This window comes from Variovorax rhizosphaerae (genome assembly GCF_037889975.1).
Taxonomy (GTDB): Bacteria; Pseudomonadota; Gammaproteobacteria; order Burkholderiales; family Burkholderiaceae_C; genus Variovorax; species Variovorax rhizosphaerae.
Map to the genome: position 1 here is coordinate 14,932 of NZ_JBBKZT010000023.1, position 13,890 is coordinate 28,821.

The 13,890-nt window shown below is 65.1% G+C and carries 16 protein-coding genes; 3 read left to right on the top strand and 13 right to left on the bottom strand.

What is annotated here, in order from left to right:
• Positions 1-99 precede the first annotated feature (99 nt).
• Positions 100-1,002: a LysR family transcriptional regulator gene (locus WKW82_RS32750; protein ID WP_340347090.1), complete on the top strand. Its 903-nt coding sequence runs from the start codon at positions 100-102 to the stop codon at positions 1,000-1,002.
• Positions 1,003-1,041: 39 nt separating this feature from the next.
• Here WKW82_RS32750 and WKW82_RS32755 read toward each other — a convergent pair whose 3' ends face one another.
• Complete coding sequence (locus WKW82_RS32755) at positions 1,042-1,410, bottom strand: ribosomal protein L7/L12 (protein ID WP_340347091.1); 369 nt, start codon at positions 1,408-1,410, stop codon at positions 1,042-1,044.
• A 21-nt stretch (positions 1,411-1,431) separates the two neighbouring features.
• A complete protein-coding gene (locus WKW82_RS32760; protein WP_340347093.1) occupies positions 1,432-2,121 on the bottom strand; it encodes an ABC transporter ATP-binding protein in 690 nt (229 codons plus the stop codon).
• Positions 2,122-2,183: 62 nt separating this feature from the next.
• On the opposite strand from WKW82_RS32760, the gene WKW82_RS32765 reads away from it, so the two are divergent.
• Positions 2,184-2,783 (top strand): arylesterase, encoded by a 600-nt coding sequence (locus WKW82_RS32765; protein WP_340347167.1) that lies wholly within the window; start codon positions 2,184-2,186, stop codon positions 2,781-2,783.
• 90 nt (positions 2,784-2,873) lie between these two features.
• On the opposite strand, the gene WKW82_RS32770 is transcribed toward WKW82_RS32765, so the two are convergent.
• The 3 genes from WKW82_RS32770 to WKW82_RS32780 form a co-directional block, all read right to left on the bottom strand.
• Positions 2,874-3,077: a hypothetical protein gene (locus WKW82_RS32770; protein ID WP_340347094.1), complete on the bottom strand. Its 204-nt coding sequence runs from the start codon at positions 3,075-3,077 to the stop codon at positions 2,874-2,876.
• Between the two features lie 90 nt (positions 3,078-3,167).
• The gene (locus WKW82_RS32775) at positions 3,168-4,373 is read right to left on the bottom strand and encodes a PLP-dependent transferase (RefSeq protein WP_340347095.1); all 1,206 of its coding nucleotides are present in this window, start codon (positions 4,371-4,373) and stop codon (positions 3,168-3,170) included.
• A 226-nt stretch (positions 4,374-4,599) separates the two neighbouring features.
• Positions 4,600-5,685 (bottom strand): glycerol dehydrogenase, encoded by a 1,086-nt coding sequence (locus tag WKW82_RS32780; protein ID WP_340347096.1) that lies wholly within the window; start codon positions 5,683-5,685, stop codon positions 4,600-4,602.
• A gap of 206 nt (positions 5,686-5,891) precedes the next feature.
• Between WKW82_RS32780 and WKW82_RS32785 the strand changes: the two genes are divergently transcribed.
• Positions 5,892-6,335 carry a VOC family protein gene (locus tag WKW82_RS32785; RefSeq protein WP_340347097.1) on the top strand — a complete coding sequence of 148 codons (444 nt, stop codon included), beginning with the start codon at positions 5,892-5,894 and terminating at the stop codon, positions 6,333-6,335.
• A gap of 227 nt (positions 6,336-6,562) precedes the next feature.
• Here WKW82_RS32785 and WKW82_RS32790 read toward each other — a convergent pair whose 3' ends face one another.
• The 8 genes from WKW82_RS32790 to hfq form a co-directional block, all read right to left on the bottom strand.
• Positions 6,563-7,087 (bottom strand): phosphoribosyltransferase, encoded by a 525-nt coding sequence (locus tag WKW82_RS32790; protein ID WP_340347099.1) that lies wholly within the window; start codon positions 7,085-7,087, stop codon positions 6,563-6,565.
• A gap of 48 nt (positions 7,088-7,135) precedes the next feature.
• Positions 7,136-8,467, bottom strand: a complete 1,332-nt coding sequence (locus WKW82_RS32795) for an adenylosuccinate synthase (RefSeq protein WP_340347101.1) — start codon at positions 8,465-8,467, stop codon at positions 7,136-7,138.
• A 25-nt stretch (positions 8,468-8,492) separates the two neighbouring features.
• Positions 8,493-9,647: an ATP phosphoribosyltransferase regulatory subunit gene (locus WKW82_RS32800; RefSeq protein WP_340347103.1), complete on the bottom strand. Its 1,155-nt coding sequence runs from the start codon at positions 9,645-9,647 to the stop codon at positions 8,493-8,495.
• A 74-nt stretch (positions 9,648-9,721) separates the two neighbouring features.
• The gene (locus tag WKW82_RS32805) at positions 9,722-9,910 is read right to left on the bottom strand and encodes a DUF2065 domain-containing protein (RefSeq protein WP_340338777.1); all 189 of its coding nucleotides are present in this window, start codon (positions 9,908-9,910) and stop codon (positions 9,722-9,724) included.
• A gap of 17 nt (positions 9,911-9,927) precedes the next feature.
• Positions 9,928-10,857, bottom strand: a complete 930-nt coding sequence (gene hflC / locus WKW82_RS32810; RefSeq protein WP_340347104.1) for a protease modulator HflC — start codon at positions 10,855-10,857, stop codon at positions 9,928-9,930.
• A 12-nt stretch (positions 10,858-10,869) separates the two neighbouring features.
• Complete coding sequence (gene hflK, locus WKW82_RS32815; protein WP_340347168.1) at positions 10,870-12,249, bottom strand: FtsH protease activity modulator HflK; 1,380 nt, start codon at positions 12,247-12,249, stop codon at positions 10,870-10,872.
• Positions 12,250-12,327: 78 nt separating this feature from the next.
• Positions 12,328-13,500 carry a GTPase HflX gene (gene hflX, locus WKW82_RS32820; protein WP_340347105.1) on the bottom strand — a complete coding sequence of 391 codons (1,173 nt, stop codon included), beginning with the start codon at positions 13,498-13,500 and terminating at the stop codon, positions 12,328-12,330.
• A gap of 60 nt (positions 13,501-13,560) precedes the next feature.
• A complete protein-coding gene (hfq, locus tag WKW82_RS32825) occupies positions 13,561-13,806 on the bottom strand; it encodes an RNA chaperone Hfq (protein WP_340338774.1) in 246 nt (81 codons plus the stop codon).
• Positions 13,807-13,890 lie beyond the last annotated feature (84 nt).

The window sequence follows — 13,890 nt, forward strand, 5'->3', positions numbered from 1 at the left end:
TGGCGCCCGACGATCAGGTCGACGGGCTTGTGGAGGTGAAGTCTAGGCAGGAGCCCCGCATTGATGAAGTGGATTGGACGTATACATAGAATCCACGCCATGGATATCCGCCAAGTCGACCTCAACCTGCTCGTGGCCTTCCACGCCATGTCGGAACACCGCAGCGTGACCCGTGCCGCGGAGTCCATCGGCCTGAGCCAGCCGGCCATGAGTGCCGCCGTCGCGCGACTGCGCCTGCTGTTCAACGACGCCCTGTTCGTGAAGACCGGCGCCGGCATGCAACCCACCCCGCGCGCGGCCGAACTCGACGGTGCGGTGCGGCGCGTGATCGACACGGTGAAGGCCGAGATCCTGCCCGCGCCGGACTTCGACCCGCTGCGCGACAGCAAGGTGTTCACGCTGGTCACGCCGGACATCGCCGAGGTGCATTTCCTGCCGAAGATCCTCGCCTGCTTCGCCCAAGAGGCGCCGCATTGCGACCTGCGCACGCTTTCCATGCCGCGCCAGGCCGCGGCGGAGGCACTGGAAACCGGCGCGGCCGAACTCGCCATCGGCTACCTGCCGGACCTGCAGAAGGCCGGCTTCTTCCTGCAGAAGCTGTTTCGCAACGACTACGTGTGCATCGTGCGCGGCAAGCATCCGGCCATCGGCGAGCGCCTCACGCTCAAGACCTACCTGGCCGCCTCGCACGCCGTGGTGAGCCCCGATGGCCGCGAGCACCTGCTCGACCAGTTCCTGCAGCGCCGCGGGCTGAAGCGGCGCGTGCTGGTGGGGTTGTCGCACTTCATGAGCCTGCTGCCCATCATCGAGACTTCAGACCTGGTCGCGACGGTGCCGCGCGACCTTGCGAACATCTGTGTGCAGCACGCCGACATCCGCATCGTCGATCCGCCCTTCAAGGCGCCGGTGGTCGAGGTACACCAGTTCTGGCACCGGCGCTTCCACCAGGACGCGGCCAACATCTGGCTGCGCGGGCGGGTGCACAAGCTCTTCGGCGCCTGAAGGCTCGATCGCTGTCAGGCGCCGAGGGAAAGTCGCCCGCTATTCGCCTGGCTTGAAAAACCGCCAGGCAATTACCGCGATGGCCAACAGCACCAACCAGAACACCGGCGACGAGAGGAATGTGCTGCGCACCCGCCCCGGCTCGGCCATCGGGTCGGCCATCACATTGCGCATGCTCCGGTCGACCGTCGAATGATGGACTGGCGGCGCGAACGCCTCGTCGAACTCCTCCGTCGTGCCCGCCGCCACGCCCAGCGGCGACCGGTCGCCGTTGCGGTAGCGCTCGACCGCATCCTTCGCCTCCTTGAGACCGAGCCCGGTGTGTTCCCGCACCAGCTTGATGGCCTCGATCCATTCGCCGCGATCAATCGCGGCAATCGCATCAGGCGGCAGGTTCAGGTTCGACATGGCGAGCCCCTTGGTTGGCGACTATGAATCGGACGCGACCTGCCCGGCCTCGATCGTGATGCGCCGCTCGCACTGCGCCGCAATCCCGCGATCATGCGTCACCAGTACCAGCGTGGTGCCACGCTCGCGGTTCAGGTCGAACATCAGTTGCATGACCTGCTCGCCGGTCGCAAAGTCCAGGCTGCCCGTCGGCTCGTCGGCCAGCAGCAGCGCCGGCTGCACCACGAAGGCGCGGGCCAGCGCCACGCGTTGTTGCTCGCCGCCGGACAGGACCTTGGGATAGTGGCCCAGCCGCTGCCCCAGCCCGACGCGTCCGAGCATCTCGGTCGCCGCCTTGCGTGCATCCTTGCGGTCGGCCAGTTCGAGCGGCAGCATCACGTTCTCCAGCGCACTCAGGTTGGCCAGCAGCTGGAAGCTCTGGAACACGAAGCCGACCTTCTGCGCACGCAGCGCGGCCCGGTCGTCCTCGTTGATCGCGAAGATGTCCGCGCCCGCCAGCTTCACCGTGCCGCGCGTCGGCGTGTCGAGGCCGGCGATGATCGACAGCAGCGTGCTCTTGCCCGAGCCCGAGGCGCCGACGATGGCCGCCGTCTCCTTCGCACCCAGGGTGAAGTCGATGTCCTGCAGAATGTCCAGCGTGCCGGTCGAGTCGGTCACGGACTTGAAGACATGCTCGACCGCAACTATTTGCTCGGACTTGAGTACAGACATTTGGAAGGGCTCTCGTTTTGAATCGCAGACACTTTATCCCGGTAGCCACGCTGGCCCTCGCAATGGGCTTTCCGGGGCTGGGCGCATGGGCCCAATCAACGAACGGCCCGACCATCCTGATCATGGGCGATTCCTTGAGCGCCGAATACGGACTGAAGCGCGGCGAAGGCTGGGTCGCGTTGCTGGAGAAGCGGCTGGCCGCCGAGAAGATCCCGGCCCAGGTCGTCAACGCCAGTATCAGCGGCGAGACAACGGCCGGGGGCAAGCAGCGCATCGACGCCTTGCTCAAGACGCACAAGCCGAACGTCGTGGTCATCGAACTCGGCGGCAACGACGCTCTGCGCGGGCTGCCCTATACCCAGACCCAGGCCAATCTTTCGGCCATGGTCGATGCGTCGAAGGCGGCGGGCGCCAAGGTGCTGATCGTCGGCATCCAGGTGCCGCCGAACTACGGCATGCAGTACCTCAACAACTTCAACAAGGTCTTCACAAACGTGGGCGTGGCGGGCAAGGCACCGGTGGTGCCTTTCATGCTGAAAGGCGTGGCGGACGGCCCCGATGCGGCGACGATGTTTCAACCCGACCGCATCCACCCAGTCGCCGCCGCGCACCCGCGCATCCTGGACAACATCTGGCCCGAGCTGAAGAAGCTGCTGAAATAGCTTCAAGGCCGCGCTGCTTGCGCCAACAAGAAAGCCGCCGCCTGCATTGCGCAGGTGGCGGCTTTTTCCTTGCCGGCCTGGTGGGTCTTTTCAGCCGTTCTTCGTCGGGATCGTGGGCACCGTCGGCGGCTCGTTCTCCAGGGAGGCCACGTCCGTTTCCGGATCACCGGGCATCAACCCTTCGCTGCTCGGGCTCAGCTTTCGGATGGCCTTTTCTCGAAGCTTTTCTTCCTTCTTTTTCTTCTTGGCCAGTTCCTTCTGGCGCTTCTCGTATCCGTAGTTGGGTGCGGCCATGTTGCTCCTGATGTCGCGCCCCGGAAGCGGGGCAAATCTGCACTCACTTTAAGCGATAACGCTTCCCGCGAAAACGCACCCGAAAAGCGGTCAGTTACCCATGCCTTCCAGAGCCTGCGTCAAGTCGTCCTGCAAGTCGGACAGCGCCTCCAGCCCGACGGAGAAGCGAACCAGCGTGCCCTTGTAGGGCCAGCGCGCCACGCTGGCGTCGCGCATCAGGCCGATGTCGTAGGGCACGACCAGGCTGATGGGCCCGCCCCAAGAATAGCCCAGTCGAAAGAGTTTCAAGCCGTCACAAAAACGATCGACCTGCTCGCTGCTGAAACGCTCGTCGAACACCACCGAGAAGATGCCGGCGGCGAGGTCGCTGTCGCCGCACAGCGCGCGCCAGTTGTCGTGCCCCGGCGAGCCTTCGATGGCGGGATGCAGCACCTGCGCGATCTCGTCGCGCGCGCCGAGCCAGTGCGCCAGTGCACGCGCAACCTTGTCATGGGCCGCATACCGGATCGCGATGCTCGGCAGCGAGCGCAGCAACGTCTCGACGTCGCCCACGCCGACGCCCCAGCCCATGCGCATGTGCGTGAGCTTCAGTGCCTGGTGCAGCCGGCCGTCGTCACGCGTGACCACGCTGCCCATCAGCACGTCGCCACCGCCGCTCGGGTACTTGGTCAGCGCATGGACGGACACATCGACGCCTTGCCCGGTGCCGTTGAAATCGAACGGGTCGAAGGCCAGGCCTGCGCCCCAGGTGTTGTCCAGCGCGGTGATCACGCCGCGAGCGCGGCACAGGGCCACCAGTGCCGGCAGGTCCGGAAACTCCATCGTGACCGAGCCCGCGGCCTCGACCCAGACCAGCTTGGTGCGTTCCGACAGCTTGGCCGCCAGGTCGGCCGGATTCATCGCATCGTAGGTGCGATGCGTGATGCCGAAGTTGGCCAGCTCGCCATTGGCCAGCGCCTTGTTCGGGCCATAGGCGTTGTCGGGCAGCAGCACCTCGTCGCCGGTCTTGAGGAAGGCGAATGCCACCAGCGAAATGGCCGCGAGCCCGCTGGGCACCAGCAGGCAATGCGTGCCACCCTCCAGCGTGGCCAGCCGCTCTTCCAGCGTGAAGGTTGAAGGCGTGCCGTGCAGGCCGTAGGTGTAGCCCACTTTGGTCTTCCAGTCGCGCGCCCGCATCGCGGCGACATCGGAGAAGAAGACGGTCGAGGCCTTGTAGATGCCCGGCTGCGGCGCCGCGAACTTCGCGGGCGGCTTGTAGGGATGATGGATGAGGTCGGTGATCGGTTCGTGAGCCATGACGCGATGCTAGCCCGGTTGGGGGCATCGTCGGCATGGCGTGCGCAACCGGCGCGCGTGCCTTGTGCAACGCAAAGGCCGCGTTGCCCGTCTTGCCCGCCTTGCCCGCCTTGCCCGCCTTGCCCGCCTTGCCCGTCTTTGTCCGCTCTGCCCGCTTCGCCCGCTCTTGCCGCTGACGCTCCAGCCGCCAGCGACTCCCCGAAGCACGTTGCCGAACGGGGCCCGCTCAGGCCCGCGAAGTGGCGAGGATCGCTTCCGCCAACTCGCCCGCGACGAGCGTTCGCGAAAAGTGCTTCAGATGCGGGGATGTCGCCACGGTGACCTCCGCAATCTTCAGCGCAGCCTCGGCCAGCCCATCCTGCGGCACGCCAAGTGCCTGCAAGGAGGCCGGCAGGCCGGTCATGCGGTAGTACGGCAGCAGCTGGTCGAGCATGGCTTGCTGCACGTCCCGTTCGAGCAGCAACTGCACCAGCAGCCCGAAGGCCACCTCTTCGCCATGCAGGCTGCCGTGGATCGCGGGTATGGCGGAGAGGCCCCGCGTCAGCGAATGCGCCACCGACAGCCCGCCGTTCTCGAAAGCGAGCCCGGACAACAAGATCGTGGCCTCCAGCACGCGTTCGAAAGCGGCATTCGGCGCCTTCGCCTCCACCGCCGCGAGCGCATCAGCGGTATCGGCCATCAGCGTGCTGAAGCAGGCCTCGCCGATCAGCGTGGTCAGTTGCCCCTGCCGGCCCTTGTAGAAGTTGATGCCGCCGGCACCAACGCACTGGCCCATCTCGAACTTCTTCGACAACGCATCGCCCAGCCCCGAGACAAAGAAGCGCCGCGGCGCCTGGACCAGCACAGCGGTATCGACCAGCACCACGTCGGGATTGGCACGCATGGCGCGCACTTCAGCCAGGCGATGGTCGTCGGTGTAGAGCACGGCCACGCGGCTGGTCGGCGCATCGGTCGAGGCCACGGTCGGCACGATGAACACCGGGCAGCCCAGCGCGATCTGCGCACCCTTGGCGGCGTCGATCGACTTGCCGCCACCGGCACCCACGATGAGGTCGCAAGCGCCGTCACGAAAGCTTTGCACCACGCGGTCCACCTCGGTCGCGGTGCATTCGCCGGCGAACACATGCCAGCGCAAGCCTTGCAGTTCTGGCACGGCATCGCACAGGAGCTTGCGCACGAAGTCGTCGGCCACGACCAGCGCGCGCGTCGACCTGAATTCGTCGAGCAAGGGCAGCAGTTGGGCCAGGGTGCCGGGCCCCTGGATGTAGCGCGCAGGTGCGCCGAAGGCGAGATGCGTGGTAGTGCCGTTCATGGTGCGTCGATGGTCTGGCGTCGGGCGAACATCCTTCCCGCTGCTTCCTGTTTGCAGGTCTCGGTCGATGTTAGATCGTTCCACGCGCCGGGACACGGGGTTCGTCGCGATGCGCCCGCCTCGGTGCTGATTCGATCACGCGCGAAGTCCGGCAAGGCGCAGAATCATCACAGCGCGCGCAGACGCGCTGCAAGGAGCAATTGCCCATGGCGATCCACGAACTCTTCCCCTACCTCCGCGTGCACGATGCGGCGGCGGCCATCGATTTCTATTGCGCCCTGTTCGGTGTCAAGGAGAAGTTCAGGCTCACAGAACCCAGCGGGCGCATCGGCCATGCCGAGATCGACTTTGGCAATGGGGCCACCTTGATGCTGTCCGACGCATACCCCGAATACGGCATGGACAGCGCACGCGCCATCGGCGCAAGCCCTGTCGCGATGCACCTTCACGTAGACAACGCCGACGTGCTGATCGAGCGCGCGGTCGCCGCGGGCGCCACGCTGGTGATGGCACCACAGGACCACTTCTACGGCGAGCGCTCCGGCAGCTTCGACGACCCGTTCGGCCATCGATGGAGCATCGGGCACAGCATCGAGGATGTGACGCCCGAGGAAATGCAGCGGCGCTACACCGCCATGATGTCTACTTGAATTGAACCACCCCTGAATGCGCCTGCGGCGCCGGGGCGGCCGCCAGAGCCGGCTGCTCCTGCAGGCCGTCCAAGCCTCAGGCTTGGAGCCGCGGCCTTCAGTCCCTCAATGGGGCGCACCCAACGGCCAGGCGAAACCGATTTCGCGGAAGCCCACGAACAGGCATTGCTCGACTTGGTTTCAGGCGTCGCGGGTCGCGCAACCGCACGGCAGGAAAGTGATATGAATCAGACCGACCACTTCTCGATCAGCTTGTCCGCACCCATGCCGTCATAGCCTTCGAAGGGCTGATGAATCCACGGATTCGTCGCGAGGAATTCGACGGAGTAGTCCGGCTCGAAGGTCGACAGGGCCTTGGTCCAGATCACCGCGCTGCGCAGTTCGGTGATCGGCGCATAGCGGTTGCGCAGCATGTCGACCACCGCGTGCAGCGTGTGGCCCGAATCGGCCAGGTCGTCCACCAGCAGCACCTTGCCGGCGATCTCGCCCTTGGGCGTGGTGATGTAGCGGGCGATGTCGAGGTGGCCCTGGACCGTGCCGGCATCGGCGCGGTAGGAGCTGGTCGACATGATGGCCAGCGGCTTGTCGAAGATGCGCGAGAGCACGTCACCGGGGCGCATGCCGCCACGCGCCAGGCACAGGATGGTGTCGAACGCCCATCCCGACTGATGCACCTTGATCGCGAGCTTCTCGATCAGATTGTGGTACTCGTCATAGCTCACGTAGAGATGCTTGCCGTCTTCCGTCAACATGGGTTGGCTCCTGATTTGGGATGTTTTGAGGTCGTGGGAAAGGGATGATCAGTCGGCGAGGTAGGGGTGCCGCATCATGATCGTGTGGTCGCGGTCCGGGCTGGTCGACACCATGTGGATCGGCACGCCGGTCACCTGCTCGATGCGCTGCAGGTAGAGGCGCGCGTTCACCGGCAGCTTGTCGTATTGCGTCACGCCGACGGTGCTGTCGCTCCAGCCTTCCAGCGTTTCGTAGATGGGCGTGCAACGCTCGATCTCGTCCGCGCCCATCGGCAGGATGTCGGTCACTTCGCCGTCCAGCGTGTAGCCGGTGCACAACTCGAGCTTCTCGAGACCGTCGAGCACGTCGAGCTTGGTGATGCACAGGCCCGACAGGCCATTGACCTGCGCCGAGCGCTTGAGCAGCGCCGCATCGAACCAGCCGCAGCGGCGGCTGCGACCGGTGGTGACACCCTTCTCCGCGCCCACGGTGCTCATGTGGTAACCGGGCGTGCCGGGCGTGGCCCAGTCGAGCTCGGTCGGGAACGGACCACCGCCCACGCGCGTGCAGTAGGCCTTCGTGATGCCCAGGATGTAGTGCAGCATGCCCGGACCCACGCCCGAGCCTGCGGCCGCATTGCCGGCGACGCAGTTGCTGGAGGTGACGTACGGGTAGGTGCCATGGTCGACGTCGAGCAGCGTGCCTTGCGCGCCTTCGAACAACAGGTTGGCGCCATTCTTGTGGGCGTCGTTCAGTTCGCGCGACACGTCGGCCATCATGGGCTTGAGCAGTTCGGCATGCTTCATCGCCTCGTTGAACACCATATCGAAGTCCACCGCCGGAGCGCCCAGCACTTCCACCAGCACATGGTTGTGCAGGTCCAGGCACACGCGCAGCTTGGCCGCGAAACGCTCGGGGTGCTTCAGGTCCTGCACGCGCAGTGCACGGCGCGCGATCTTGTCTTCATAGGCCGGGCCGATACCGCGGCCGGTGGTGCCGATCTTCTCGATGCCGCCCTTCTCGCGATAAGCCTCGCGCGCGATGTCGAGCGCGGAGTGGAACGGAAGGATCAGCGGGCAGGCCTCGCTGATGCGCAGGCGCGAACGCACCTCGACGCCGACCTTCTCCAGCCCTTCGATTTCCTCGAACAGCTTGGCCGCCGACAGCACCACGCCGTTGCCGATGTAGCACTTCACGCCGGGGCGCATGATGCCGCTCGGGATCAGGTGCAGTGCGGTCTTCACGCCGTTGATGACCAGCGTGTGGCCCGCGTTGTGGCCGCCCTGGAAGCGAACCACGCCCTGGGCGCTCTCGGTCAACCAGTCGACCAGCTTGCCCTTGCCCTCGTCGCCCCACTGGGTGCCGACGACGACCACGTTTCTTCCGGTGGTAACGCTCATGACTACTCGCTTCTCAAAAACAGATTCAGATGGATTGCACTGTCCACTGCCCGCCTCGCTCGACGAGCTCGCGGTCACAGTGGAATTCGTCGATTTCGCTCTCGTGGCCGGGCAGCACGCAGACCACGGTTTCGCCGCTGCGGCGCAGCGCGGCAATGGCGGCGCGCAAGCCCGAAGCATCGCTCCACGGTGCGCGTACGGCCGCGCGCAACGGACGCGCGGGCAGCACCTCGACCAGCTCGCGCAGGTCCAGGCTGAAGCCGACGGCAGGACGGTTGCGACCGAACACCGCACCGACTTCGTCATAGCGGCCGCCGCGCACCAGCGCATCGGCCGCGCCATTCACGTAGATGCCGAAGCGCATGCCGCTGTAGTAGGCGTAGCCGCGCAAGTCGGACAAATCGAAGCTCACGTTGGCGCTGCCGCTGAGCCGTTGCGCGAGTTGACGCAAGTCGGCCAGCGCCTGCCGGACGGTAGAGGTGCCAGGCAAGGCGCGCTCGGCTTCGTCGAGCACCTTGGCGTCGCCGTACAACTGCACCAGCGCCAGCAGACCATCGCGCGAAGCCGCGGGAAAGTCGCGCGTCAGCGTACGGAGTTCGCTGCCGTCCTTGGTCGCCAGCGCCGCATGCACGCGGGCCAGCACAGCGGCATCGACCGGCACACCCGCAAACAGCGAACGCACGATGCGCGCATCGGCCATGTCGACCAGCACCTTGTCCTTGATGCCGGCCGCATGCAGGCAATCGAGCGCGAGCACGAGCGACTCGGTATCGGCCTCCAGGCCGGCATGCCCGTAGATCTCGGCGCCGAACTGCAGCGGCTCGCGCGTGGCATGCGGACGATCGGGTCGCACGTGGACGACCGGGCCGCAGTAGCACAGCCGCGCAACGCCTTGGCGGTTCAGCAGGTGCGCGTCGATGCGCGCAACCTGCGGCGTGGTGTCGGCGCGCAGGCCCATGCTACGACCGGAGAGTTGGTCGACGAGCTTGAAAGTCTGGAGGCCAAGCGCCTCGCCGGTGCCCGAGAGCAGCGATTCGAGGTGCTCGAGCATCGGCGGCATGACCAGCTCGTAGCCATAGCCACGGGCGGTGTCGAGCAGCTGACGACGAAGTTCTTCGATGTGGCGCGCTTCGGAAGGCAGCACATCGGCAATGTGATCCGGGAGGACCCAAGCGGACATGGGAAAAGGAGGCGTGGGTTAAACGTGAATTCTACCGGCCCCGCAGCAGCCTCCCGACGACCGAGTTCAGAGCCTCAGTTTGCAACCCACAGCAGTAGTACGCCGAGCAGGATGCTGCAAAGTCCGAAGAACCGAAGCTGCCCGTCGCGCAACTGGAGCAACTGGATGAAGCCCTTGCGCCAGGTGCCGGGCGACAGGAAGGGCATTGCACCCTCGATCACCAGCACCAGCGCCAGCGCGCTCCAGAAGACGTCGGAGCTCACCGCGACGACCCCTTCTGTCAGCGCCGCGCAGCCGGCGGCACGGCAGCGGCCGATGCAGCACCCGCACCGGCGCCAGAACCACGCATCGCGCGGAAGAAGTCGCTCGATGCAGGGTCAACCACCATCACATCGTTCTTCTTGTTGAAACTCTGCTTGTAAGCATCGAGGCTGCGATAGAACTGCGCGAACTGCGGATCCCGGCCGAAGGCATCGGCATAGATACCGGCGGCCTGCGCATCGCCGTCGCCCTTGATCTTCTGCGCATCGCGATAGGCATTCGCCACGGTCACTTCGCGTTGGCGATCGGCGTCGGCACGGATCTTCTCGCCTTCGGCAAAGCCGGTGGAACGCAGTTCATTCGCCACGCGCTTGCGCTCGGCCTCCATGCGGCGATAGACCGACTCGGTGATGGCCTCCACATAGTCCACGCGCGTGATGCGCACGTCGACCACATCCACGCCCCAGGGCTTCGCACCCTTCACCACGGCCAGCACCTCGCGCTGCACGTTAGTCATCAACTCTTCGCGGGTGGCCGAGATCAACTGGCGCACCGTGTACTTGTTGATGTTCTCCTGGAACGCATTGCGCACCACGCGGTTGAGTTGCATGGCGCCGGCGTTCTCGTCCAGCCCCACGTTGCGGATGTACTCCGACGGGTTGGAGATACGCCAGCGCACATACCAGTCGATCACCACGCGCTGCTTCTCGGCCGTGAGCATCGGCTCGGTGTCCACGCTCGACAGCATCAGCAGGCGCTTGTCGATGTACGACACGTTCTGGAACGGCGGCGGCATCTTGAAGTTGAGGCCCGGTTCGGTGATCACGTTCTTGATCTGGCCGAGTTGGTAGACCACGCCGAACTGGCGCTGGTCGACGACGAAGAGCGTGGAACTCAGCAGCGCAAGCGCCACCAGGATCGACGTTGCGATAAATCCGATTCTGTTCATGTCAACGTTTCCTCAGCGGGCGTCGCGATCACGCGAACGGCCTTCACGGGCGCGCGTCTCGGCGCCCGTCGTCGGTGTCACCGGAATCACCGAGGACTGGGTCGGCGCGGTGCCGGCCACATTCGGGCTGGCTGCATCAGATGGCGTCGGCGTGGCAGCGCCGGCTTGCGCGCTCATCTGCATGAGCTTGTCGAGCGGCAGGTAAAGCAGGTTGGAGCCTTGCCTGGAGTCGATCAGCACCTTGGTCGTGCTGGCGTAGATCTGCTGCATGGCGTCGATGTACATGCGGTCGCGCGTGACCTGCGGGGCCTTCTGGTACTCGGCCAGCACCTGGCTGAAGCGCCCGGCATCACCTTGCGCCTGCGCCACGATGCGCGCCTTGTACGCTTCGGACTCCTCCTTCAGGCGTGACGCGGTGCCGGTCGCCCTGGGGATCACGTCGTTGGCATAGGCCTGCGCCTCGTTCTTCGTGCGCTCGCGTTCCTGGCCGGCCTTCAACACATCGTCGAATGCAGCCTGCACCTGCTCGGGCGGACGCACGCCGCCCTGCTGCAGGTTGATGCCGACGACTTCCACGCCGACCTTGTAGCGGTCGAGGATGGTTTGCATCAGCGTTCGCACACGCGGCGCAATCTGGTCGCGCTCCTCGGCCAGCGCCTTGTCCATCTTCATCTTGCCGACGACTTCGCGCACCGCGGTCTCGGCCACCTGCACCACGGTCTCGCCAGGCGACTTGCTCTCGAACAGGTACTGCCGCGCATCGCTCAAGCGGTATTGCACGGCGAACTTGATCTCGACGATGTTCTCGTCCTCGGTCAGCATGGCCGACTCGCGCAGGCCGGTGGAACGCACGATGCTGTCGCGCCCCACGTCGGCCGAGCGAATCTGCGTCACGACCACGATCTCGTGACGCTGGATCGGGTATGGGAGGCGCCAGTTGAAGCCGGCACCCACCGTGCTCTTGTAGCTGCCGAACTGGGTGATCACGGCCTGCTGGCCTTCGTTGACGATGAAGAAGCCCGTGCCGAGCCAGATCAACACCGCTACCGCACCCACGAGCCCCAGGCCGAAACCGGCGTTCTTCATGTCGGGCTTGAACCCGCCACCGTTGCCGTTGCCATTGCCGCCCCCATTTGGACGCTGGCCGTTGCCGCCGCCGCGGCTGCTACCGAACAGCCCACCGAGCTTGCGGTTGAAATCACGCCAGAGTTCGTCGAGGTCCGGCGGCCCTTGGTTCGGACCCTGCCCACGCGGCGGGCTGGGCCGCGGGGGCGGCGGAGGCGGTGGCGTTGCGGGTGGTTCGCTGTCGGGCCGATTACCGGACGGTCGCTGCTCCCCATTGGACGAGGGCTCGTCGCCCCGTCCCCATCGACCGTCGTTCAGGTTGAACATGCCCTGAAGACGACTCCACACTGGCTTTGCATTCATTCGTTTTGCTTGTTATCTCGTCAGAGGCGGGATTGTGCCCAATCAACTTGCTGCATCGTGCAATTCAGCGTCGGCGTCTAAGGTCATGGCCGCGGCACTCGCGGAGCCGGAACGCGAGGCCAGTTCGGCCCGCAGTGCCGGCACCCCCTGCCCCGAATGGGCACTGACGAAAATGCGCGGAACCTGGACGCCGTCAACCTCGATCTCGTCCTGCAGATGAAGCGGCTGTTGCTCACTTTCAAGGGCGTCGAGCTTGTTGAACACAAGCAACTGCGGAATATGGCCCGCGCCGATTTCCGCGAGCACCCGCTGCACCTCTGCCATCTGCTCGGGATGATGCGGGTTCGACGCATCGACAACGTGCAGCAACAAGTCCGCGTCGACGGCTTCCTGCAATGTGGCCTTGAACGCGTCGACCAATCCGTGCGGTAGTGCACGGATGAAACCCACCGTGTCGGAAATCGAAACCTGCCGCCGCGCATCGCCCAGGTACAGGTTACGCGTGGTGGTGTCGAGCGTCGCGAACAACTGGTCGGCCGCATAGGCGCGAGCCTTGACCAGCGCATTGAAGAGCGACGACTTGCCGGCATTGGTGTAGCCGACCAGGGAGATGTTGAAGGTCTCGCGCCGCTCGCGCTGCCGGCGCTGCGTGCCGCGTTGCTTATGTACCTTGGCCAGGCGCTCGCGCGTCCGCTTGATCGACTCGCTGATCATGCGGCGGTCGAGTTCGATCTGCTTTTCACCGGGGCCGCCGCGAACGCCTGCCCCGCCGGTCTGGCGCTCCAGGTGGGACCACCTGCGAACGAGTCGTGTGCTGAGGTACTGCAGGCGCGCGAGTTCGACCTGCAACTTGCCTTCGTGCGAGCGTGCACGCTGCGCGAAGATCTCAAGAATGAGAAAAGTCCGGTCGTACACCGCAAGATCGAGCTGGCGCTCGAGGTTGCGCTGCTGCGCCGGACTCAAGGCTTGGTCGAAGATGACCTCGCTCGCGCGATGCATCAAGGCCAGCTCCTTGATCTCGCCAGCCTTGCCGCTGCCCACGAACAGGGCGGCGTCGGGCGCCTTGCGCTTGCACACAACGCGCGCCACAGGCTGGAGGCCCGCGGTTTGCGCGAGCAAGCCGAGTTCCTCCAGTCCGCTGTCGAAGTGAGGCAAACCGAAGTCGACGCCGACGAGAACGGCGGCGCCTTCCTGGGTTGAAATCAGTTCAGACAAACGGAACCGTACCGATCAGGGAAAGCGCGGCGGGCATGGCCGCCGCGTCGGAGATAACGCTCAAGAACCCGAGTCGTCGCTCTCGGCGGCCGAAAAATTCACCGCGCGACCTGGAACGATCGTGGAAATTGCATGCTTGTACACCATTTGAGTAACAGTGTTGCGCAGCAGCACGACGTACTGATCGAAAGACTCGATCTGACCCTGTAGCTTGATGCCGTTCACCAAGTAGATGGAAACCGGCACATGCTCCCGACGCAAAGTGTTCAGGAACGGGTCTTGCAAAAGTTGCCCTTTGTTGCTCACGATATTCTCCGTGTTCAAGGAAGAGTTATAGGAGCGACGACCTTAACACAGCGTTTCCGCGCTGCAGCAACGGTTGCCAATGCC

What these genes read in the sequence shown, in the direction of transcription:
- WKW82_RS32755 (WP_340347091.1), bottom strand. Translation starts at nt 1,410, where the DNA reads ATGTCGAACCTGAACCTGCCGCCTGATGCGATTGCCGCGATTGATCGC.
- WKW82_RS32760 (WP_340347093.1), bottom strand. Translation starts at nt 2,121, where the DNA reads ATGTCTGTACTCAAGTCCGAGCAAATAGTTGCGGTCGAGCATGTCTTC.
- WKW82_RS32785 (WP_340347097.1), top strand. Translation starts at nt 5,892, where the DNA reads ATGGCGATCCACGAACTCTTCCCCTACCTCCGCGTGCACGATGCGGCG.
- WKW82_RS32790 (WP_340347099.1), bottom strand. Translation starts at nt 7,087, where the DNA reads ATGTTGACGGAAGACGGCAAGCATCTCTACGTGAGCTATGACGAGTAC.
- WKW82_RS32795 (WP_340347101.1), bottom strand. Translation starts at nt 8,467, where the DNA reads ATGAGCGTTACCACCGGAAGAAACGTGGTCGTCGTCGGCACCCAGTGG.
- WKW82_RS32750 (WP_340347090.1), top strand. Translation starts at nt 100, where the DNA reads ATGGATATCCGCCAAGTCGACCTCAACCTGCTCGTGGCCTTCCACGCC.
- WKW82_RS32775 (WP_340347095.1), bottom strand. Translation starts at nt 4,373, where the DNA reads ATGGCTCACGAACCGATCACCGACCTCATCCATCATCCCTACAAGCCG.
- WKW82_RS32770 (WP_340347094.1), bottom strand. Translation starts at nt 3,077, where the DNA reads ATGGCCGCACCCAACTACGGATACGAGAAGCGCCAGAAGGAACTGGCC.
- hflC (WP_340347104.1), bottom strand. Translation starts at nt 10,857, where the DNA reads ATGAACAGAATCGGATTTATCGCAACGTCGATCCTGGTGGCGCTTGCG.
- WKW82_RS32800 (WP_340347103.1), bottom strand. Translation starts at nt 9,647, where the DNA reads ATGTCCGCTTGGGTCCTCCCGGATCACATTGCCGATGTGCTGCCTTCC.
- WKW82_RS32780 (WP_340347096.1), bottom strand. Translation starts at nt 5,685, where the DNA reads ATGAACGGCACTACCACGCATCTCGCCTTCGGCGCACCTGCGCGCTAC.
- hflK (WP_340347168.1), bottom strand. Translation starts at nt 12,249, where the DNA reads ATGTTCAACCTGAACGACGGTCGATGGGGACGGGGCGACGAGCCCTCG.
- WKW82_RS32765 (WP_340347167.1), top strand. Translation starts at nt 2,184, where the DNA reads ATGGGCTTTCCGGGGCTGGGCGCATGGGCCCAATCAACGAACGGCCCG.